This is a genomic window from Spirillospora albida, from assembly GCF_000718255.1.
In the GTDB taxonomy this organism is placed as follows: Bacteria; Actinomycetota; Actinomycetes; order Streptosporangiales; family Streptosporangiaceae; genus Spirillospora; species Spirillospora albida.
The window spans coordinates 59,532-77,961 of record NZ_JOFJ01000024.1 but is presented as its reverse complement, the minus strand read 5'-3'; the positions used below and the strand labels follow the sequence as shown (position 1 = coordinate 77,961).

At 68.7% G+C, this 18,430-nt stretch carries 29 protein-coding genes; all 29 read left to right on the top strand.

Annotation, left to right across the window (positions count from 1 at the left end; translation table 11 throughout):
* Positions 1-183: hypothetical protein (locus tag IE99_RS32810; protein ID WP_211258919.1), on the top strand; the 183-nt coding region annotated here is incomplete at its 5' end.
* A gap of 74 nt (positions 184-257) precedes the next feature.
* The gene (locus IE99_RS0125640; RefSeq protein WP_030176177.1) at positions 258-1,073 is read left to right on the top strand and encodes an oxygenase MpaB family protein; all 816 of its coding nucleotides are present in this window, start codon (positions 258-260) and stop codon (positions 1,071-1,073) included.
* 72 nt (positions 1,074-1,145) lie between these two features.
* Positions 1,146-2,126, top strand: a complete 981-nt coding sequence (locus IE99_RS0125635; RefSeq protein ID WP_030176174.1) for an aldo/keto reductase — start codon at positions 1,146-1,148, stop codon at positions 2,124-2,126.
* Between the two features lie 199 nt (positions 2,127-2,325).
* Complete coding sequence (locus tag IE99_RS30720) at positions 2,326-3,774, top strand: hypothetical protein (protein WP_030176169.1); 1,449 nt, start codon at positions 2,326-2,328, stop codon at positions 3,772-3,774.
* 593 nt (positions 3,775-4,367) lie between these two features.
* Positions 4,368-4,742, top strand: coding sequence for a 30S ribosomal protein S12 (gene rpsL, locus IE99_RS0125625; protein WP_030176166.1), 375 nt, complete (start codon positions 4,368-4,370; stop codon positions 4,740-4,742).
* Positions 4,742-5,212 carry a 30S ribosomal protein S7 gene (gene rpsG, locus IE99_RS0125620; protein ID WP_030176164.1) on the top strand — a complete coding sequence of 157 codons (471 nt, stop codon included), beginning with the start codon at positions 4,742-4,744 and terminating at the stop codon, positions 5,210-5,212. The genes rpsL and rpsG overlap by 1 nt, the downstream gene beginning before the upstream one ends.
* Before the next feature lie 42 nt (positions 5,213-5,254).
* On the top strand, positions 5,255-7,366 hold the full coding sequence (gene fusA, locus IE99_RS0125615) for an elongation factor G (RefSeq protein ID WP_030176161.1): 2,112 nt from the start codon (positions 5,255-5,257) through the stop codon (positions 7,364-7,366).
* 80 nt (positions 7,367-7,446) lie between these two features.
* Positions 7,447-8,640, top strand: a complete 1,194-nt coding sequence (gene tuf / locus IE99_RS0125610; RefSeq protein ID WP_030176158.1) for an elongation factor Tu — start codon at positions 7,447-7,449, stop codon at positions 8,638-8,640.
* 128 nt (positions 8,641-8,768) lie between these two features.
* On the top strand, positions 8,769-9,077 hold the full coding sequence (gene rpsJ / locus IE99_RS0125605) for a 30S ribosomal protein S10 (protein WP_018657599.1): 309 nt from the start codon (positions 8,769-8,771) through the stop codon (positions 9,075-9,077).
* Between the two features lie 15 nt (positions 9,078-9,092).
* Complete coding sequence (gene rplC / locus IE99_RS0125600) at positions 9,093-9,743, top strand: 50S ribosomal protein L3 (protein WP_030176151.1); 651 nt, start codon at positions 9,093-9,095, stop codon at positions 9,741-9,743.
* Positions 9,740-10,342 carry a 50S ribosomal protein L4 gene (rplD, locus tag IE99_RS0125595; protein WP_030176148.1) on the top strand — a complete coding sequence of 201 codons (603 nt, stop codon included), beginning with the start codon at positions 9,740-9,742 and terminating at the stop codon, positions 10,340-10,342. Before rplC ends, rplD begins: the two co-directional genes overlap by 4 nt.
* A 12-nt stretch (positions 10,343-10,354) precedes the next feature.
* The gene (rplW, locus tag IE99_RS0125590) at positions 10,355-10,654 is read left to right on the top strand and encodes a 50S ribosomal protein L23 (protein ID WP_030176145.1); all 300 of its coding nucleotides are present in this window, start codon (positions 10,355-10,357) and stop codon (positions 10,652-10,654) included.
* A gap of 44 nt (positions 10,655-10,698) precedes the next feature.
* Positions 10,699-11,532, top strand: coding sequence for a 50S ribosomal protein L2 (gene rplB / locus IE99_RS0125585; RefSeq protein ID WP_030176141.1), 834 nt, complete (start codon positions 10,699-10,701; stop codon positions 11,530-11,532).
* Between the two features lie 12 nt (positions 11,533-11,544).
* Positions 11,545-11,826: a 30S ribosomal protein S19 gene (gene rpsS / locus IE99_RS0125580; RefSeq protein WP_030176138.1), complete on the top strand. Its 282-nt coding sequence runs from the start codon at positions 11,545-11,547 to the stop codon at positions 11,824-11,826.
* Between the two features lie 30 nt (positions 11,827-11,856).
* Positions 11,857-12,234, top strand: coding sequence for a 50S ribosomal protein L22 (gene rplV, locus IE99_RS0125575; RefSeq protein ID WP_030176135.1), 378 nt, complete (start codon positions 11,857-11,859; stop codon positions 12,232-12,234).
* The gene (rpsC, locus tag IE99_RS0125570; protein WP_030176132.1) at positions 12,234-13,085 is read left to right on the top strand and encodes a 30S ribosomal protein S3; all 852 of its coding nucleotides are present in this window, start codon (positions 12,234-12,236) and stop codon (positions 13,083-13,085) included. Before rplV ends, rpsC begins: the two co-directional genes overlap by 1 nt.
* 7 nt (positions 13,086-13,092) lie before the next feature.
* On the top strand, positions 13,093-13,512 hold the full coding sequence (rplP, locus tag IE99_RS0125565; protein WP_030176130.1) for a 50S ribosomal protein L16: 420 nt from the start codon (positions 13,093-13,095) through the stop codon (positions 13,510-13,512).
* A gap of 67 nt (positions 13,513-13,579) precedes the next feature.
* The gene (gene rpmC / locus IE99_RS0125560) at positions 13,580-13,819 is read left to right on the top strand and encodes a 50S ribosomal protein L29 (RefSeq protein WP_030176127.1); all 240 of its coding nucleotides are present in this window, start codon (positions 13,580-13,582) and stop codon (positions 13,817-13,819) included.
* Complete coding sequence (gene rpsQ, locus IE99_RS0125555) at positions 13,816-14,085, top strand: 30S ribosomal protein S17 (protein WP_030176124.1); 270 nt, start codon at positions 13,816-13,818, stop codon at positions 14,083-14,085. Before rpmC ends, rpsQ begins: the two co-directional genes overlap by 4 nt.
* 66 nt (positions 14,086-14,151) lie before the next feature.
* Positions 14,152-14,520 (top strand): 50S ribosomal protein L14, encoded by a 369-nt coding sequence (gene rplN / locus IE99_RS0125550; protein WP_021596728.1) that lies wholly within the window; start codon positions 14,152-14,154, stop codon positions 14,518-14,520.
* On the top strand, positions 14,520-14,828 hold the full coding sequence (rplX, locus tag IE99_RS0125545; RefSeq protein WP_030176121.1) for a 50S ribosomal protein L24: 309 nt from the start codon (positions 14,520-14,522) through the stop codon (positions 14,826-14,828). Before rplN ends, rplX begins: the two co-directional genes overlap by 1 nt.
* A gap of 1 nt (position 14,829) precedes the next feature.
* Complete coding sequence (gene rplE, locus IE99_RS0125540) at positions 14,830-15,405, top strand: 50S ribosomal protein L5 (protein WP_030176118.1); 576 nt, start codon at positions 14,830-14,832, stop codon at positions 15,403-15,405.
* Positions 15,406-15,407: 2 nt separating this feature from the next.
* Positions 15,408-15,593 (top strand): type Z 30S ribosomal protein S14, encoded by a 186-nt coding sequence (locus IE99_RS0125535; RefSeq protein ID WP_018657585.1) that lies wholly within the window; start codon positions 15,408-15,410, stop codon positions 15,591-15,593.
* A gap of 141 nt (positions 15,594-15,734) precedes the next feature.
* Positions 15,735-16,133 carry a 30S ribosomal protein S8 gene (gene rpsH / locus IE99_RS0125530; protein ID WP_030176115.1) on the top strand — a complete coding sequence of 133 codons (399 nt, stop codon included), beginning with the start codon at positions 15,735-15,737 and terminating at the stop codon, positions 16,131-16,133.
* A gap of 16 nt (positions 16,134-16,149) precedes the next feature.
* Positions 16,150-16,686 (top strand): 50S ribosomal protein L6, encoded by a 537-nt coding sequence (gene rplF, locus IE99_RS0125525; RefSeq protein WP_030176112.1) that lies wholly within the window; start codon positions 16,150-16,152, stop codon positions 16,684-16,686.
* Between the two features lie 2 nt (positions 16,687-16,688).
* Positions 16,689-17,075, top strand: a complete 387-nt coding sequence (gene rplR, locus IE99_RS0125520) for a 50S ribosomal protein L18 (RefSeq protein WP_030176109.1) — start codon at positions 16,689-16,691, stop codon at positions 17,073-17,075.
* Between the two features lie 34 nt (positions 17,076-17,109).
* Entirely contained in the window at positions 17,110-17,733 is a 624-nt protein-coding gene (gene rpsE, locus IE99_RS0125515) for a 30S ribosomal protein S5 (protein WP_030176106.1), read from the top strand.
* Positions 17,730-17,912 carry a 50S ribosomal protein L30 gene (gene rpmD / locus IE99_RS0125510; RefSeq protein WP_030176103.1) on the top strand — a complete coding sequence of 61 codons (183 nt, stop codon included), beginning with the start codon at positions 17,730-17,732 and terminating at the stop codon, positions 17,910-17,912. The genes rpsE and rpmD overlap by 4 nt, the downstream gene beginning before the upstream one ends.
* Position 17,913: 1 nt before the next feature.
* Positions 17,914-18,396: a 50S ribosomal protein L15 gene (rplO, locus tag IE99_RS0125505; RefSeq protein WP_051713229.1), complete on the top strand. Its 483-nt coding sequence runs from the start codon at positions 17,914-17,916 to the stop codon at positions 18,394-18,396.
* Positions 18,397-18,430: the final 34 nt, after the last annotated feature.

Here is an 18,430-nt window from a genome sequence, read left to right as displayed (position 1 = left end):
TTGAGGTCCACACCGAGTACCTGGACCGGCAGCAAGCAGCGTAGATCTGCCCGCAGATCACCATCAGTCAGCTGTCCGGAAAGCGCGGGGCCCCTCAGCGTCTCGTTCGGCCCGCAGCCCTACCTCCTCGCGCTGGACGCGCTGAAGGAGTTCGCGACCCGTGTGCGCGGTCACATGATCTGACCCTTGCAAGTCCTCACTTACTACTGGCACAGTGAGACGAACATCGCCTCTATGTATCAGAAAGTGAGGCTCGGATGGCCGCCGAAGCGCCCCCGAGGGTGGTCCTCGACTCCTTTACCGGTCTGGCCCTGACCGCCGCCGCCGCGAACGTCGTCATGCAGCTGTCCCGCCTCCCCATCGGACGCGGGGTCGCCGAGAGCAAGGTCGACAGCGGCCGCGTGGACAAGCGCCCCCTGAAGCGGGCCAGGACCACCCTCGCCTACATCGCCGTCGCCATGCTGGGCACCGAGGAGGAACGCGCCGCGATGCGGCGCGAGGTCAACCGGCAGCACAGGCAGGTCCGCGCCAAGGAGCCCGTCTCCTACAACGCCTTCGACCGCGAACTGCAGCTCTGGGTCGCCGCCTGCCTCTACGTCGGCGTCGAGATGATCTACCCGCTCTGCTCCGGCCCGCTGAGCCCGGCCGACCGCGACGCCCTCTACCGGCACGGGGCGCGCTTCGGCACCACCCTCCAGATGCCCGAGGAGATGTGGCCCGCCGACCGGGACGCCTTCGAGGAGTACTGGCAGAAGGGCATGTCCGAGATCAAGATGGACGATGTCACCCGCACCTACCTACAGAACCTCACGGACCTGAAGTTCCTCCCGGCGGCCGTCCAGCGGACCCTCGGCCCGTTCCACCGGATGGTGACCCTCGGCTTCCTCCCCGAGCCCTTCCGGGACGAGCTCGGCCTCCCCTGGACGCGCCGCGACCAGGCCCGTTTCGACCGCTTCACCCGCCGCTTCGGCGCCATCAACCGCACCATGCCGGGCCCCGTCCGCCGCTTCCCCTTCAACATGTACCTCTGGGACACCCGCCGCCGCATCCGCCACGGCCGCCCCATCGTCTAGCGGCCGGCGCTCCCGCCACCGTCACCCACCCGGCCGGCCGATGGGTGATGATGATCGGGAGGAGGTACGGACATGGAACAGATCAGACTCGGCGGCACGGGGACCAAGGTGTCGCGGATCTGCCTGGGGATGATGAGCTACGGCGATCCCGCGCAGCGGCCCTGGTTCCTGCCGGAGGAGCAGGCGGAGCCCATCGTGCGCCTCGCGGTGGACTCCGGGATCACCTTCTTCGACACCGCCGACATGTACTCGGCCGGGGTGAGCGAGGAGATCACCGGACGGCTGCTGTCGCGGATGTTCGCCCGGCGGGACGACTACGTCCTCGCCACCAAGGTGTACTTCCCGATGGGGAGCGGCCAGAACGACCAGGGGCTCTCCCGCAAGCACATCATGGCGTCCATCGACGCGTCGCTGAAGCGGCTCGGGACCGACCACGTCGACCTCTACCAGATCCACCGGTGGGACTACGAGACGCCCATCGAGGAGACCATGGAGGCCCTGCACGACATCGTCCGGGCGGGCAAGGCGCGCTACATCGGTGCGTCCAGCATGTTCGCGTGGCAGTTCGCCAAGGCCCAGCACGTCGCGGAAACGCACGGCTGGACGAAGTTCGCCACGATGCAGAACCACTACAACCTCGTCTACCGGGAGGAGGAGCGGGAGATGATCCCGCTCTGCCTCGACCAGGGCGTCGGGTGCATCCCGTGGAGCCCGCTCGCCCGAGGCCTCCTGGCGGGCAACCGGGAACGGAGCGGCGAGCGCAACACCGTACGCGCCAGCACCGACACCTACTCCGACGGCCTCTACCAGGAGGCCGACTTCGACATCGTGGACGTGGTGCGCGAGATCGCGGGGGAGCGGGGCGTCCCGCCGGCGCAGGTCGCGCTCGCGTGGCTGCTCGGCCGGCCCGGCGTCACCGCGCCGATCATCGGCGCGACCAAGCCGCGGCACATCGAGGACGCCGTCGCCGCGGTGGGCCTGACCTTGGACGACAAGGAGGTCGAGCGGCTGGAGGCGCCCTACCGCCCGCATCCCGTCAACGGGCACTCCTGACGGACGGCGCCCCCGGACCGAACGATCCGGGGGCGCGCGGCGTCCAAGGGTGTGGTGATTTGCGATACGACCGGCGATCGGGGCAGGCTGGGGGCGAGAACGCCCACGCGTGACCAGACCGCGCGGAGGGAACGGTACGAGGCTCGGAGGCCCGCTTCGAGCCACCGGCCCGGGACGACGGCGCTGAAGGAGCCCGACGATGACCGAGAATGACGGGACGCAGGGACCGCAGCGGCCGTTGCCGGACGACGAGGGGCAGGACAGGCCCCAGGAGCAGCGTCCGATGGGCGACCGCACGGTGGTGTTCGGCGCGCCGCAGCTGGGCGGCCAGGCCGCCCCGCAGGAGCCCCGCCCGGACGAGCCGTCCGGCCCGGCCCCGGCGCCGCCCACGATGATCGAGCAGCCGATGCCGCAGGTCGGCGAGCAGCAGCCGCCGCCCCCTCCGCAGTACGGCCAGAGTCCGATGGGCCAGGCCCCGCCGGCCCCCGCGCCGGGCGGCTTCCCGCCGCCGGAGCAGCAGCAGTACGGGCAGCAGCCGTACGGCCAGGCCCCGCAGCAGCAGCCGGGCTACCCGCAGCAGCCGGCGCACGAAGCGCCGCAGGAGCAGTTCGGGCAGCCCGAGTACGGCCGGCAGCCGTTCCCCGGGCAGCAGCAGGGCTTCCCGCCGCCGGAGGCGCCCGCCCAGCCGCAGCCGCCGCAGTTCCAGCCCGAGCCGCAGGACGCCGGCAACGAGCGGACGGTGATCGTCCCCGGTCCGGGCGCGCAGCCGGAGCAGCCCCGCCAGCCCATCGACGACCAGGCGACGCTGCACTGGTCGCCCGGCACCGACATCCCGGTCGCGACCGGTCCCGAGCGCAGGCACGACGCCCCGGCCGAGCCGTGGCAGGCGCCCACGCCGCCCGCGACGCCCGAGCCGTGGTCGGCGGACCGGCAGGCCGACCACGAGCGGACGATGATGGTCCCGCCGCCCGACCCCGCCGCCGCGAGCGCGCCCGCCGAGGAGCGTCCGGCGTTCGGGGACGGGGCCGAGGACTCCCGTCCGACCCAGGCGTTCGACCCCGGACGCCCGGCGGCCGAGCCGGGCGGCGCCACGCCCGCGACGGGGGACGCCACCCGTCTCGACATGGGGCAGCAGCAGTGGCAGGCCCCGGGCCCGCAGGTCCCGCAGCAGCCCGAGCAGGGCTTCGGCCGGCAGCCGGGGTACGGGCAGGAGCCGTTCGGCCAGCAGGGCGCGCAGCAGTTCGGGCAGCCCGAGCAGCAGTACGGGCAGCAGCAGTTCGGCCAGGCTCCGCAGCAGCAGGGCCAGGCTCCGCAGCAGCAGGGCCAGCCTCAGCAGCCGTACGGCCAGCAGCAGTACGCGCAGCAGCAGTTCGGCCAGCAGGGGCAGCACGGTCAGCAGGGGCAGCAGGGTGAACAGCAGCAGTTCGGCCAGCAGCAGCCGTACGGGCAGCAGCAACCCTACGGCCAGTACCCGCAGCAGGGGCAGCAGGGGCAGCAGGGCGCTTTCGGTCCGGGCCACCAGGCGGCCTACGGCGGCGGCACGTCCGAGAGCAAGGGCAAGGGCGGCAAGGGCCTGATGATCGGGATCGGCGGCGCGGTCGCGCTGCTCGTCCTGCTCGTCGTGGTGTACTTCGCGTTCCTCAAGTGACCTAGCAGGTTCCTCAAGTGACCTGGCCGGCTTCGAACGGCTGTCGACGGGCTGGGCGGCGACTCGCCCAGCCCGTCCACTTTTGCCGCGTATATAGCGGTCTCTCCTGGTAAAACTCCTGACACGTCTTCCCCCGGGACAGGCATGTGGTACAGAATGCCGACCAGGTTCTCTCGGTCTTCACGGCCGGAACACTCGCCGGCGCCCATGCGTTTCCCGCCGCGAGACCCGCGCTCGCCGGGCCGCCGGGCTTGCACCCCCCGAGGTGTGGGCGGTAGAGCGGTGCTCACTTTGACCAACGGCCCGGGGCTCGGTAGTCTCTCTCCTTGCGCCCGCCTTGTGTGGGTCGCTATGCGTGCGCGGGGATGCAGCCCTGTGTGGTGGACCCGGCGCCGCATCTACTCCCCGGCTTGATCTGGCCCCTTGGGGGCCGGGCGGTCTGTGTCGGTTCTGCGCATGTGCACGAAGGTGCAGTTGCGACACGCCCGACCGCGTGGGTCGGAGAGGTCGGGAAACCGGCAGGTCACAGCCTCGCCTGAGGTGGTGATTGCACAGAAGACTTACCGGCTCGGTACGAGGAAGACGGAGACGCGGTGCCCACGATCCAGCAGCTGGTCCGCAAGGGCCGCCAGGACAAGGTGACCAAGAACAAGACGCCCGCGCTGAAGGAGAGCCCCCAGCGCCGGGGTGTCTGCACGCGCGTCTACACGACGACGCCCAAGAAGCCGAACTCCGCGCTTCGCAAGGTCGCTCGTGTCCGGCTGACCAGCGGGATCGAGGTCACGGCCTACATCCCAGGCGTCGGTCACAACCTGCAGGAGCACTCGATCGTGCTCGTGCGCGGCGGCCGAGTGAAGGACCTCCCGGGCGTTCGGTACAAGATCATCCGCGGGTCCCTCGACACCCAGGGCGTCCGCAACCGCAAGCAGGCGCGTAGCAAGTACGGCGCGAAGAAGGAGAAGAGCTGATGCCGCGCAAGGGCCCTGCTGGCAAGCGCCAGCTGATCGCTGACCCGGTGTACAACTCGCCGCTGGTCACCGCGCTCATCAACAAGGTTCTCCTGGACGGCAAGCGCTCCATCGCCCAGCGCATCGTCTACGAAGCCCTCGAGGGCGCTCGCGAGAAGACCGGCAACGACCCGGTCGTCACGCTGAAGCGCGCGCTCGACAACGTCAAGCCCACCCTGGAGGTCCGCAGCCGCCGCGTCGGTGGCGCGACCTACCAGGTCCCCGTCGAGGTGCGGCCGGCCCGCAGCACCACGCTGGCCCTGCGCTGGCTCGTGCTCTACGCGCGGCAGCGGCGCGAGAAGACCATGATGGAGCGGCTGATGAACGAGCTGCTCGACGCGAGCAACGGCCTCGGCGCATCGGTGAAGAAGCGCGAGGACACGCACAAGATGGCGGAGTCCAACAAGGCCTTCGCCCACTACCGCTGGTAAAGCGGCGCACCCGATCGACGACGAGACGACGCGAGGACGAAAGTGGCTACCAAAACCGGCGTAGACCTGGCCAAGGTCCGCAATATCGGGATCATGGCCCACATCGACGCGGGCAAGACCACGACGACCGAGCGGATCCTGTACTACACGGGCATCAGCTACAAGATCGGCGAGGTCCACGAGGGCGCCGCCACGATGGACTGGATGGAGCAGGAGCAGGAGCGGGGGATCACCATCACCTCCGCCGCGACCACCTGCCAGTGGCCCGTCGAGGACGTCAAGCACACCATCAACATCATCGACACCCCGGGGCACGTCGACTTCACCGTCGAGGTGGAGCGGTCGCTGCGGGTTCTGGACGGCGCGGTCGCGGTGTTCGACGGTGTGGCGGGCGTGGAGCCGCAGTCCGAGACGGTGTGGCGCCAGGCCGACCGTTACGGCGTGCCCCGCATCTGCTTCGTCAACAAGCTCGACCGCGTCGGCGCCGAGTTCCACCGCTGCGTCGACATGATCGAGAACCGCCTCAACGCGACGCCGCTGGTCATGCAGCTGCCGATCGGCGCCGAGTCGGACTTCAAGGGCGTCATCGACCTGGTGACGATGAAGGCCCTGGTCTGGAACGAAGAGGCCAAGCTCGGTGAGATGTACGACATCGTCGACATCCCCGAGAGCCACGCCGAGGCGGCGCGCGAGTACCACGACAAGCTGGTCGAGACGCTCTCCGAGAACGACGACGAGCTCATGGAGCTGTTCCTGGAGGGCACCGAGCCCACCATCGAGCAGCTCTACGCCGGGATCCGCCGGGCCACCGTCGCGGCCGCCCTGACCCCGGTGCTGTGCGGCACGGCGTTCAAGAACAAGGGCGTGCAGCCGCTGCTGGACGCGATCGTGCGCTACCTGCCGTCGCCGCTGGACGTCGAGGCCATCGAGGGCCACGCCGTCCGCGACGAGGAGAAGGTGATCGTCCGCAAGCCGAGCGAGGACGAGCCGTTCGCCGGCCTGGCGTTCAAGATCATGAGCGACCCGCACCTGGGCAAGCTCACGTTCGTCCGCGTCTACTCCGGTGTGCTGGAGTCGGGCTCCACGGTGCTGAACGCCGTCAAGGAGCGCAAGGAGCGCATCGGCAAGATCTACCGGATGCACGCGAACAAGCGTGAGGAGATCGAGCGCGTGGGCGCCGGCGACATCGTCGCGGTGATGGGTCTCAAGCAGACCACCACGGGCGAGACGCTGTGCGACGACAAGGACCCGGTCGTCCTGGAGTCGATGAACTTCCCGGCGCCGGTCATCCACGTCGCGATCGAGCCGAAGACGAAGGCCGACCAGCAGAAGCTGGGCACCGCGATCCAGCGGCTCGCCGAGGAGGACCCGTCCTTCCAGGTGCGCTCGGACGAGGAGACCGGCCAGACCGTCATCTCCGGCATGGGCGAGCTCCACCTGGAGATCCTCGTCGACCGGATGAAGCGCGAGTTCAAGGTCGACGCGAACGTGGGCCGGCCGCAGGTCGCCTACCGCGAGACGATCACCAAGAAGGTCGAGAAGGTCGAGTACACCCACAAGAAGCAGACGGGTGGCTCGGGCCAGTTCGGCCGCGTGATCATCGACCTGGAGCCGCTCGGCGGCGGGTCGGACGGCTACGAGTTCGAGAACAAGGTCACCGGTGGCCGCATCCCGCGGGAGTACATCCCGTCGGTCGACGCGGGCTGCCAGGAGGCCGCGGAGTTCGGCGTCCTCGCCGGCTACCCGATGGTGGGCGTCAAGGTCACCCTCCGGGACGGCGCGTACCACGAGGTCGACTCCTCGGAGATGGCCTTCAAGGTGGCCGGATCCATGGCGTTCAAGGAGGCCGCCCGCAGGGCGTCCGCCACGCTGCTGGAGCCGATGATGTCCGTCGAGGTCACCACGCCCGAGGACAACATGGGCGACGTGATCGGCGACCTCAACAGCCGCCGCGGCCAGGTCCAGTCCATGGACGAGCGCAGCGGGATGCGCGTCATCAAGGCGCTCGTGCCGCTGTCCGAGATGTTCGGTTACGTGGGTGACCTGCGCAGCAAGACCCAGGGCCGAGCCGTCTTCACCATGCAGTTCGACTCCTACGCCGAGGTTCCCGGCAATGTGGCGCAGGAGATCATCGCCAAGGCGCGGGGCGAGTAGCCCGAGCCTGCCCACAGATCACTCAGACGTACATCGAAGCGGTCGTCTAGGCGGCCGAGGATCGCAACAAGGAGCTACCAGTGGCGAAGGCCAAGTTCGAGCGGACGAAGCCGCACGTGAACATCGGCACCATCGGACACATCGACCACGGTAAGACCACGCTTACCGCGGCGATCACCAAGGTGCTTCACGACGCGTACCCGGACATCAACCCCTTCACGCCGTTCGAGGACATCGACAAGGCGCCGGAGGAGCGCGAGCGCGGCATCACCATCTCGATCGCGCACGTCGAGTACCAGACCGAGTCCCGGCACTACGCGCACGTCGACTGCCCGGGTCACGCGGACTACATCAAGAACATGATCACCGGTGCGGCGCAGATGGACGGCGCCATCCTGGTGGTCGCCGCCACCGACGGCCCGATGCCGCAGACCAAGGAGCACGTCCTCCTGGCCCGCCAGGTCGGCGTCCCCTACATCGTCGTCGCGCTGAACAAGTGCGACATGGTGGACGACGAGGAGATCCTGGAGCTCGTCGAGCTCGAGGTCCGCGAGCTGCTCTCCGAGTACGAGTTCCCGGGCGACGACGTCCCGGTCGTGCGCGTCTCCGCCTTCCAGGCGCTGCAGGGCGACGCCAAGTGGGGCGAGTCGATCCTCGAGCTCATGAAGGCCGTCGACGAGAACGTGCCGGAGCCGGTCCGCGACACCGAGAAGCCGTTCCTCATGCCGATCGAGGACGTCTTCTCGATCACCGGCCGCGGCACGGTCGTCACCGGCCGCATCGAGCGCGGTGTCGTGAACGTCAACGAGACCGTCGACATCATCGGCATCAAGACCGAGTCCACCTCGACCACCGTCACCGGTGTCGAGATGTTCCGCAAGCTGCTCGACCAGGGCCAGGCCGGTGACAACGTCGGTCTGCTCCTGCGCGGCATCAAGCGCGAGGACGTCGAGCGCGGCCAGTGCATCATCAAGCCGGGCACGAACACCCCGCACACCGAGTTCGAGGCGCAGGTCTACATCCTGTCCAAGGACGAGGGCGGCCGCCACACGCCGTTCTTCAACAACTACCGCCCGCAGTTCTACTTCCGGACCACGGACGTGACCGGCGTGGTGAACCTCCCCGAGGGCACCGAGATGGTCATGCCGGGCGACAACACCGAGATGCGCGTCGAGCTGATCCAGCCCATCGCCATGGAGGAGGGCCTCAAGTTCGCCATCCGCGAGGGTGGCCGGACGGTCGGCGCGGGTCGCGTCACCAAGATCCTCAAGTAAGACGGATCGTCGCACGCGGCGGTCCGGCCCGCCCACGGGCCGGACCGCCGATCGGCGGCGGCGCCGATTTCCCCACGCGAGTGGGGGTGAACCCCAGCGGTACTACAGCAAAGGACACCGAGGCCACCATGGCGGGACAGAAGATCCGCATCCGGCTCAAGGCCTACGACCACGAGGTCATCGACACTTCCGCGAAGAAGATCGTTGAGACGGTGACGCGGACGGGCGCCAAGGTCGCGGGCCCGGTGCCGCTGCCGACCGAGAAGAACGTGTACTGCGTCATCCGCTCGCCGCACAAGTACAAGGACAGCCGCGAGCACTTCGAGATGCGCACGCACAAGCGGTTGATCGACATCATCGACCCGACGCCCAAGACGGTCGACTCGCTGATGCGACTCGACCTGCCGGCCGGCGTTGACATCGAGATCAAGCTCTAAGGGACGCACCGAGAGATGAGTACGCAGAGGAAGGGCGTCCTGGGCGAGAAGCTCGGCATGACCCAGGTCTTCGACGATGAGGGCCGGATCGTTCCGGTGACCGTCGTCCAGGCCGGGCCGTGTGTCGTCACGCAGCTCCGCACCCAGGAGAAGGACGGCTACACCGCCGTCCAGATCGGGTTCGGGCAGATCGACCCGCGCAAGGTGAACAAGCCGCGCACGGGTCACTTCGAGAAGGCCGGCGTCACGCCGCGCCGCTACCTCGTCGAGCTGCGCACGGACGACACCACCGAGTTCGAACTCGGCCAGGAGATCACCGCCGACGTCTTCGAGGCCGGCCAGCGGATCGACGTCACCGGGACGAGCAAGGGCAAGGGCACCGCCGGTGTCATGAAGCGCCACGGCTTCAAGGGCCTCGGCGCCTCGCACGGCACCCAGCGCAAGCACCGCTCCCCGGGTTCGATCGGCGGCTGCGCGACCCCCGGTCGCGTGTTCAAGGGCCTCCGCATGGCGGGCCGGCACGGGAACGCCCGAACCACCGTGCAGAACCTGACCGTCCACGCCGTGGACGCCGAGAAGAACCTGCTGCTCATCAAGGGCGCGGTTCCCGGTCCCAACGGCGGCGTGGTCCTGGTCCGCGACGCAGTGAAGGGGACGGGCAAGTGACCTCCAAGCTCGACATCGACCTGCCCGCCGAGGTCTTCGACGCGAAGACCAGCGTGCCGCTGATCCACCAGGTCGTGGTGGCGCAGCTGGCCGCGGCGCGTCAGGGCACGCACTCCACCAAGACCCGCGGCGAGGTCCGCGGCGGTGGCAAGAAGCCGTACCGCCAGAAGGGCACCGGCCGCGCCCGCCAGGGCTCGACCCGCGCGCCCCAGTTCGCCGGCGGCGGCATCGTGCACGGCCCGCAGCCGCGGGACTACACGCAGAAGACCCCGAAGAAGATGAAGGCCGCCGCGCTCCGCGGCGCCCTGTCGGACCGCGCGCGGTTCGGCCGGGTCCACGTGATCGACGGGCTCATCGAGGGCGACACCCCGAAGACGAAGACGGCGCTGGCGGCGCTGCGCACGGTCACCGAGGCCAAGCGCGTCCTCCTGGTCCTGGACCGCGAGGACGAGCTGACCTGGAAGAGCCTGCGCAACGAGCCGAGCGTGCACGTGCTCGTCTCTGACCAGCTCAACACCTACGACGTGCTGGTGAACGACGACGTCGTCTTCACGCAGAAGGCGTACGACGAGTTCATCGCGCGCGCGGCGAAGAAGTAAGGAGGGTCGCACATGAACAAGATCGCCGACCCCCGCGACATCATCCTCGCGCCGGTCGTCTCGGAGAAGAGCTACGGGCTCCTGGACGAGAACAAGTACACCTTCATCGTCCGTCCGGACGCCAACAAGACGCAGATCAAGCAGGCCGTCGAGGCCGTGTTCGGCGTCAAGGTGACGAACGTGAACACGCTCAACCGGTCGGGGAAGCGCAAGCGGACCCGGTTCGGCTACGGCAAGCGCAAGGACAGCAAGCGCGCCATCGTCAGCCTGGCCGAGGGCGAGCGGATCGACATCTTCGGCGGCCCGGCGTAACACGCCAGGTCGTCCCGAAGACCGAAAAGGGATGAACGAATAAGATGGGCATCCGTAATTACAAGCCGACGACTCCGGGTCGTCGCGGCTCCAGCGTGGCCGACTTCGTCGAGATCACGCGCACCGAGCCGGAGAAGTCGCTGCTGCGTCCGCTCCCCAAGAAGGGCGGCCGCAACAACCACGGCCGCATCACCACCCGGCACCAGGGCGGCGGGCACAAGCGCGCCTACCGGCTGATCGACTTCCGCCGGCACGACAAGGACGGCGTCCCGGCCAAGGTCGCGCACATCGAGTACGACCCGAACCGCACCGCGCGCATCGCGCTGCTGCACTACGCGGACGGCGAGAAGCGCTACATCCTCGCCCCGCGCGGCCTGAAGCAGGGCGACCGGGTGGAGAACGGGCCGGGCGCGGACATCAAGCCGGGCAACTGCCTGCCGCTGCGCAACATCCCGACCGGTACGGTCGTCCACGCCATCGAGCTGAAGCCCGGCGGCGGCGCGAAGATCGCCCGTTCCGCGGGCGCCGGCGTCCAGCTGCTGGCCAAGGAGGGCAAGTACGCCACGCTGCGCATGCCCTCGGGCGAGATGCGCATGGTGGACGTCCGCTGCCGCGCGACGGTCGGCGAGGTCGGCAACGCCGAGCAGTCGAACATCAACTGGGGCAAGGCCGGCCGTATGCGGTGGAAGGGCAAGCGCCCGACCGTCCGCGGTGTGGCCATGAACCCGATCGACCACCCGCACGGTGGTGGTGAGGGCAAGACCTCCGGTGGTCGGCACCCGGTGAACCCGAACGGTAAGAAGGAAGGCCGCACTCGCCAGGCGAACAAGTCGAGCGACCGGCTGATCGTCCGTCGTCGCAGCAAGAAGAAGCGGTAGGAGTCGCTCGTCATGCCACGTAGCCTCAAGAAGGGCCCCTTCGTGGACGACCACCTGATCAAGAAGGTGGACGCCCAGAACGAGAAGGGCACCAAGAACGTCATCAAGACGTGGTCGCGGCGCTCCATGATCGTGCCGGACATGATCGGGCACACGATCGCCGTGCACGACGGGCGCAAGCACGTCCCGGTGTTCATCACGGACGCCATGGTGGGGCACAAGCTCGGCGAGTTCGCGCCGACGCGCACCTTCCGCAGCCACGTCAAGGAAGACCGCCGCAGCCGTCGCGGCTGAGCAGGCAGTTCGTAGGAGAGAGGGAAAGCGATGGAAGCCAGGGCCCAGGCGCGGTTCATCCGCGTCACGCCCATGAAGGCCCGCCGCGTGGTGGACCTCATCCGCGGCCTGCCCGCCGCGGAGGCGCAGGCGGTGCTGCGGTTCGCCCCCCAGGCGGCCGGTGAGCCGGTGGGCAAGGTGCTGGCGAGTGCCATCGCCAACGCCGAGCACAACTTCAAGCTCGACACCGACACGCTCGTCGTGAGCAGCGCGTGGGTCGACGAGGGGCCGACGCTGAAGCGTTTCCGCCCCCGCGCCCAGGGTCGGGCCTACCGCATCAACAAGCGCACGAGCCACATCACGGTGGTCGTCGCCCCGAAGGACGAGGTCGCTTCGGCCGGCGGTAAGAAGACGAGGAGGGCCCGGTAGTGGGTCAGAAGATCAACCCGCACGGGTTCCGGCTCGGCATCACCACCGACCACAAGTCCGTGTGGTTCGCCGACAAGCTCTACAAGGACTACGTCAAGGAAGACGTCCAGATCCGGCGCATGCTGCAGAAGGGCATGGACCGGGCGGGCATCTCCAAGGTGGAGATCGAGCGAACCCGTGACCGTGTCGAGGTCAACATCCACACGGCCCGGCCGGGCATCGTCATCGGCCGCCGCGGCGCGGAGGCCGAGCGCCTGCGCGGCGACCTGGAGAAGCTGACCGGCAAGCAGGTCCGGCTGAACATCCTCGAGGTGAAGAACCCCGAGATCGACGCGCAGCTCGTCGCGCAGGGCGTGGCCGAGCAGCTGTCGAGCCGCGTCGCGTTCCGCCGCGCAATGCGCAAGGCGATCCAGTCCGCGATGAAGTCCGGCGCCAAGGGCATCAAGGTCCAGTGCGGCGGCCGTCTCGGCGGCGCCGAGATGTCGCGGTCGGAGTTCTACCGCGAGGGCCAGGTCCCGCTGCACACGCTGCGCGCCGACATCGACTACGGCTTCTACGAGGCCCGGACGACGTTCGGCCGCATCGGCGTGAAGGTGTGGATCTACAAGGGCGAGGCCGCGGCGACGCGCGCCGAGCGCGAGGCCAAGGCCGCGCAGCAGCGCGCCACCGGCGGTGGCGAGCGCCGCGGTGGCGGCGCAGGCCGGGGTGGCGAGCGCCGCGGTGGCGGCGGCGGTGGCCGTGGCGGCCGCGGTGGCCGTGGCGGCGAGCGCGGCGGCGCGCCGCGCCAGCAGCAGAGTTCCGAGCAGCCGGCGCAGACGGCCGAGGCTGCTCCGCAGGGTGAGGGGAGCTGAGTAACCCATGCTGATCCCTCGCAAGGTCAAGCACCGCAAGCAGCACCACCCGAAGCGCAGGGGCATGGCCAAGGGCGGCACGAAGGTGACGTTCGGCGAGTACGGCATCCAGGCCGTCGAGCCGGCGTACGTCACCAACCGGCAGATCGAGGCCGCGCGTATCGCGATGACCCGCCACATCAAGCGTGGTGGCAAGGTCTGGATCAACATCTTCCCGGACCGCCCGCTGACCAAGAAGCCCGCCGAGACCCGCATGGGCTCCGGTAAGGGCTCGGTCGAGTGGTGGGTGGCGAACGTGAAGCCGGGCCGCGTGCTGTTCGAGATCTCGTACCCGAACGAGCAGATCGCCCGTGAGGCCCTCACCCGCGCGATCCACAAGCTGCCGATGAAGTGCAAGATCGTGAAGCGCGAAGTCGGTGAGAGCTGATGTACAAGCTGCCGATGCTGTGCTCAATGACCTGCAAGACCGTTAAGCGTGAAGTGGGTGAGTCCTGATGGCCAAGGGTCTTACCGCCGACGACCTGCGGACCGAGCCTGACGACGTCCTGGTCACCAAGCTGAAGGAGGCGAAGGAGGAGCTGTTCAACCTTCGCTTCCAGGGTGCCACCGGTCAGCTGGAGAGCCACGGGCGGCTCCGCACCGTGAAGCGCGAGATCGCCCGCATCTACACCGTGATGCGGGAGCGCGAGCTCGGCATCGTCACGGTCGAGGACGCCGCGGAGGGCAACGAATGACCGAGCAGCAGACCGAGCGGAACACCCGCAAGATCCTCGAGGGTCTCGTGGTGTCCGACAAGATGGACAAGACCGTGGTCGTGTCCGTCGAGGACCGCGTCAAGCACGCGAAGTACCACAAGGTGATCCGCCGCACGACCAAGTACAAGGCGCACGACGAGGCCAACGAGTGTGGCGTCGGCGACCGCGTCCGTCTCATGGAGACCCGCCCGCTGTCGGCGACCAAGCGCTGGCGCGTGGTGGAGATCCTCGAGAAGGCCAAGTAATTACTGGTTCCACCAGGCTCCCTGCGAACTTCGCAGGGAGAACCGGTGTGACGAACAGGAGTTGACGTGATCCAGCAGGAGTCGCGACTCAAGGTCGCCGACAACACGGGTGCGAAGGAGATCCTCTGCATCCGGGTTCTCGGCGGCTCGGGTCGGCGCTACGCGGGAGTCGGCGACATCATCGTCGCGACGGTGAAGGACGCCCTTCCCGGCGCGGGCGTGAAGAAGGGTGACGTCGTCAAGGCGGTCGTCGTGCGCACCCGCAAGGAGCGCCGGCGCCCGGACGGCTCCTACATCCGCTTCGACGAGAACGCCGCCGTTCTGATCAAGGACGGCGGCGACCCCCGCGGCACCCGTATCTTCGGCCCGGTGGGCCGTGAACTGCGCGAGAAGAAGTTCATGCGCATCATCTCGCTCGCGCCGGAGGTGCTCTGATGAACATCCGTAAGGGCGACGAGGTCATCGTCATCGCCGGCAAGGACAAGGGTGCGACGGGCAAGGTCCTGCGCGTCATCCCCCGCGAGGAGCGGGTCGTCGTCGAGGGCGTCAACCTCATCACCAAGAACATCAAGGCCGACCAGCAGCGCGCCGGCAAGGAGTCCGGCCGCGTGACGGTCGAGGCGCCGCTGCACGTCAGCAACGTCGCGCTCGTCGAGGACGGCAAGCCGGTGCGCGTCGGTGTCAAGATCAACGACGACGGCACGAAGGTCCGGATCTCGCGCCGTAGCGGTAAGGAGATCTGAGATGACCGAGACCGTCACCGAGCGTCCCGTCCCGCAGCCGCGGCTCAAGCTGCGGTACCGCGAGGAGATCGCGGGGCAGCTGCGGGAGCAGTTCGGCTACGCCAACGTCATGCAGATCCCCGGGCTGACCAAGATCGTGGTCAACATGGGCGTCGGCGACGCGGCGAAGGACGCCAAGCTGATCGAGGGCGCGATCCGCGACCTGTCGGCGATCACCGGCCAGAAGCCGGCCGTGAACCGGGCCCGCAAGTCCATCGCGCAGTTCAAGCTGCGCGAGGGCATGCCGATCGGCGCGCACGTGACCATGCGCGGCGACCGGATGTGGGAGTTCCTGGACCGGCTGCTGTCGACGGCGCTGCCCCGCATCCGTGACTTCCGCGGCCTGTCGCCGAAGCAGTTCGACGGCAACGGCAACTACACGTTCGGGCTCACCGAGCAGGTCATGTTCCACGAGGTCGACCCCGACAAGATCGACCGGTCGCGTGGCATGGACATCACGATCGTGACGACGGCGAAGACCGACGACGAGGGCCGGGCGCTGCTCAAGCTCCTGGGCTTCCCCTTCAAGGAGAACTGAGCATGGCGAAGAAGTCGCTGATCGCCAAGGCGGCCCGTAAGCCGAAGTTCGGCGTGCGCGCGTACACTCGTTGCTCGCGCTGCGGGCGTCCGCGCTCCGTCTACCGGAAGTTCGGCCTGTGCCGCGTGTGCTTCCGGGAGATGGCCCACCGCGGCGAGCTGCCGGGCATCACCAAGTCCAGCTGGTGACCGTCCGCCCCCCGCGCGCGGGGGGCGGCGCCACCGGCATGTAATAACCACCGGGCATCTTGCGAAAGGTGTCCACGACCGCGCCAAAGGTCCAGGGGCGAGCGGCCCCGGGAAACCGTGGCGAGGGAGGGCCAGCAGGCCATGACGATGACCGACCCGATCGCAGACATGTTGACGCGTCTGCGGAACGCGAATTCGGCGTACCACGACAGCGTGGCGATGCCGTACTCGAAGATCAAGGCGCACATCGCCGAGATCCTCCAGCAGGAGGGCTACATCTCGGGCTGGAGCGTGGAGGACGCCGAGGTCGGCAAGAAGCTCCTCATCGAGCTCAAGTTCGGTCCGACCCGTGAGCGTTCGATCGCCGGCATCAAGCGCGTCTCGAAGCCGGGTCTGCGCGTGTACGCGAAGAAGGACAACCTGCCGAAGGTCCTGGGCGGACTGGGCGTCGCGATCATCTCGACGTCCTCCGGCCTGATGACGGACCGGCAGGCCGGCAAGCGCGGCGTGGGCGGCGAAGTCCTCGCCTACGTCTGGTGAGGGGAGGGCTCTAACCATGTCTCGAATCGGACGTCTCCCCGTCGCCGTGCCCGGTGGCGTCGATGTGAACATCGACGGCCGGGAGGTCACCGTCAAGGGGCCGAAGGGCACGCTGTCGCACACCGTCGCCGAGCCCATCGAGGTTCAGCTGGAGGACGGCAAGGTCACCGTGACCCGGCCGAACGACGTGAACACGGTGCGCGCGCTGCACGGTCTCACCCGCACGCTGATCAGCAACATGGTGGTCGGTGTCACCGAGGGTTACAAGAAGACCCTGGTCATCCAGGGCGTCGGTTACCGCGTGGTGGCCAAGGGCCAGGACCTCGAGTTCTCGCTCGGCTACAGCCACCCCATCGCCGTGAAGGCCCCCGAGGGGATCAAGTTCACGGTCGAGAAGCCGACCCAGCTGATCGTCGAGGGCATCGACAAGCAGCTGGTCGGCCAGGTCGCCGCGAACATCCGCAAGCTGCGCAAGCCCGACCCGTACAAGGGCAAGGGCGTGCGCTACGAAGGCGAGCAGATCCGCCGCAAGGTCGGAAAGGCTGGTAAGTAGTCATGGCAGGCACCAAGACCCTGGCCGGAAAGGCCACGTCGGCGCGGGCCAAGTCCCGCAAGCGCCGGCACCTGCGGGTCCGGAAGAAGGTCGTCGGCAGCGCCGCGCGTCCTCGCCTGGTCGTGACCCGCTCCGCCAAGCACGTGTTCGTCCAGGTCATCGACGACGACAAGGGCCACACGCTGGCCTACGCGTCGACGATGGAGGCGGACCTGCGCGCCGAGTCCGCGGACAAGACGGCCAAGTCCCGCAAGGTGGGCGAGCTCGTCGCCCGCCGCGCCAAGGAGGCCGGTGTCTCCGCGGTCGTGTTCGACCGCGGCGGCAACAAGTACCACGGCCGCATCGCCGCTGTCGCGGACGGTGCGCGCGAGGGGGGCCTCGAGCTCTGATGGCCCTTTACAAGGCAAACGAGAGGAACCACTGATGGCAGCGCAGAGGCGTGGTGGCGGTCAGGGTGGCGACCGTCGCGACGGCCGCCGCGATGACCGTCGCGGTGGCGCCGACAAGGGCCAGTCGTACATCGAGAAGGTCGTCGCGATCAACCGCGTCGCCAAGGTCGTCAAGGGTGGTCGGCGCTTCAGCTTCACCGCCCTGGTGATCGTCGGTGACGGCAACGGCACCGTCGGCGTCGGCTACGGCAAGGCCAAGGAGGTGCCCGCGGCGATCGCCAAGGGCGTCGAGGAGGCCAAGAAGCACTTCTTCAAGGTGCCGCGGATCCAGGGCACCATCCCGCACCTGGTGCAGGAGCGGGACGCGGCGGGCGAGGTCCTGCTGCGCCCGGCGAGCCCCGGTACCGGCGTCATCGCCGGTGGCCCGGTGCGCGCCGTCCTGGAGTGCGCGGGCATCCACGACGTGCTGAGCAAGTCGCTGGGCAGCGACAACGCGATCAACATCGTGCACGCGACGATCGCGGGCCTCAAGGCGCTGAAGCGTCCGGAGGAGATCGCGGCCAAGCGCGGCCTGCCGATCGAGGACGTCGCCCCGGCCGCCATGCTGCGGGCGCGCGCCGCCGGCAGCGAGCCCAGGGCGGAGGCCGCCTCCTCATGAGCAACCTGAAGATCACGCAGATCAAGTCCGTGATCAGCGAGAAGCAGAACCAGCGTGACACGCTGCGCACCCTCGGCCTGAAGAAGATCGGGCAGAGCGTCGTCCGGGAGGACCGCCCCGAGGTGCTCGGCATGATCCGGACGGTGGCGCACCTGGTCACCGTCGAGGAGGTCGACTGACATGGCGACTGATCTCGAGAAGGGCGGCGCGGGAACCGAGGGCACTCCGCTCAAGGTGCACGACCTGCGTCCGGCCCCCGGCGCCAACCGGGCCAAGACCCGCAAGGGCCGTGGCGAGGCGTCCAAGGGCAAGACCGCGGGCCGCGGCACCAAGGGCACGAAGGCCCGCGGCACCGTGCCCGTCGGGTTCGAGGGCGGGCAGATGCCGCTGATCCGCCGGGTTCCGAAGCTCAAGGGCTTCAAGAACCCGAACCGGGTCGAGTTCCAGGTCGTGAACCTGGACAAGCTGGCCGAGCTCTACCCGTCGGGTGGCGAGGTCACCGCCGAGGACCTGGCGGCGAAGGGCGCGGTCCGCCGCGGCCGTCCGGTCAAGATCCTCGGCACCGGTGAGATCTCCGCCGCGGTCCAGGTGAAGGTGCACGCCTTCTCCAAGTCCGCCAAGGAGAAGATCGTCGCCGCCGGCGGATCCGCCGACGAGCTGTAAGTAGTACATCTCGATGCCGGGGCCGTGTTCACCG

Bases quoted from the DNA above. Each gene is read 5' to 3' on its own strand.
- rpsQ (WP_030176124.1), top strand. From the start codon at position 13,816: ATGACCGAGCAGCAGACCGAGCGGAACACCCGCAAGATCCTCGAGGGT.
- rpsG (WP_030176164.1), top strand. From the start codon at position 4,742: ATGCCGCGCAAGGGCCCTGCTGGCAAGCGCCAGCTGATCGCTGACCCG.
- rplC (WP_030176151.1), top strand. From the start codon at position 9,093: ATGAGTACGCAGAGGAAGGGCGTCCTGGGCGAGAAGCTCGGCATGACC.
- rplW (WP_030176145.1), top strand. From the start codon at position 10,355: ATGAACAAGATCGCCGACCCCCGCGACATCATCCTCGCGCCGGTCGTC.
- rplB (WP_030176141.1), top strand. From the start codon at position 10,699: ATGGGCATCCGTAATTACAAGCCGACGACTCCGGGTCGTCGCGGCTCC.
- rplV (WP_030176135.1), top strand. From the start codon at position 11,857: ATGGAAGCCAGGGCCCAGGCGCGGTTCATCCGCGTCACGCCCATGAAG.
- rpmC (WP_030176127.1), top strand. From the start codon at position 13,580: ATGGCCAAGGGTCTTACCGCCGACGACCTGCGGACCGAGCCTGACGAC.
- rplE (WP_030176118.1), top strand. From the start codon at position 14,830: ATGACCGAGACCGTCACCGAGCGTCCCGTCCCGCAGCCGCGGCTCAAG.
- rplF (WP_030176112.1), top strand. From the start codon at position 16,150: ATGTCTCGAATCGGACGTCTCCCCGTCGCCGTGCCCGGTGGCGTCGAT.
- IE99_RS0125535 (WP_018657585.1), top strand. From the start codon at position 15,408: ATGGCGAAGAAGTCGCTGATCGCCAAGGCGGCCCGTAAGCCGAAGTTC.
- IE99_RS0125635 (WP_030176174.1), top strand. From the start codon at position 1,146: ATGGAACAGATCAGACTCGGCGGCACGGGGACCAAGGTGTCGCGGATC.
- rplX (WP_030176121.1), top strand. From the start codon at position 14,520: ATGAACATCCGTAAGGGCGACGAGGTCATCGTCATCGCCGGCAAGGAC.
- IE99_RS30720 (WP_030176169.1), top strand. From the start codon at position 2,326: ATGACCGAGAATGACGGGACGCAGGGACCGCAGCGGCCGTTGCCGGAC.
- rplR (WP_030176109.1), top strand. From the start codon at position 16,689: ATGGCAGGCACCAAGACCCTGGCCGGAAAGGCCACGTCGGCGCGGGCC.
- rpsH (WP_030176115.1), top strand. From the start codon at position 15,735: ATGACGATGACCGACCCGATCGCAGACATGTTGACGCGTCTGCGGAAC.
- rpsS (WP_030176138.1), top strand. From the start codon at position 11,545: ATGCCACGTAGCCTCAAGAAGGGCCCCTTCGTGGACGACCACCTGATC.
- IE99_RS0125640 (WP_030176177.1), top strand. From the start codon at position 258: ATGGCCGCCGAAGCGCCCCCGAGGGTGGTCCTCGACTCCTTTACCGGT.
- rpmD (WP_030176103.1), top strand. From the start codon at position 17,730: ATGAGCAACCTGAAGATCACGCAGATCAAGTCCGTGATCAGCGAGAAG.
- rpsE (WP_030176106.1), top strand. From the start codon at position 17,110: ATGGCAGCGCAGAGGCGTGGTGGCGGTCAGGGTGGCGACCGTCGCGAC.
- rplP (WP_030176130.1), top strand. From the start codon at position 13,093: ATGCTGATCCCTCGCAAGGTCAAGCACCGCAAGCAGCACCACCCGAAG.
- rpsJ (WP_018657599.1), top strand. From the start codon at position 8,769: ATGGCGGGACAGAAGATCCGCATCCGGCTCAAGGCCTACGACCACGAG.
- rplO (WP_051713229.1), top strand. From the start codon at position 17,914: ATGGCGACTGATCTCGAGAAGGGCGGCGCGGGAACCGAGGGCACTCCG.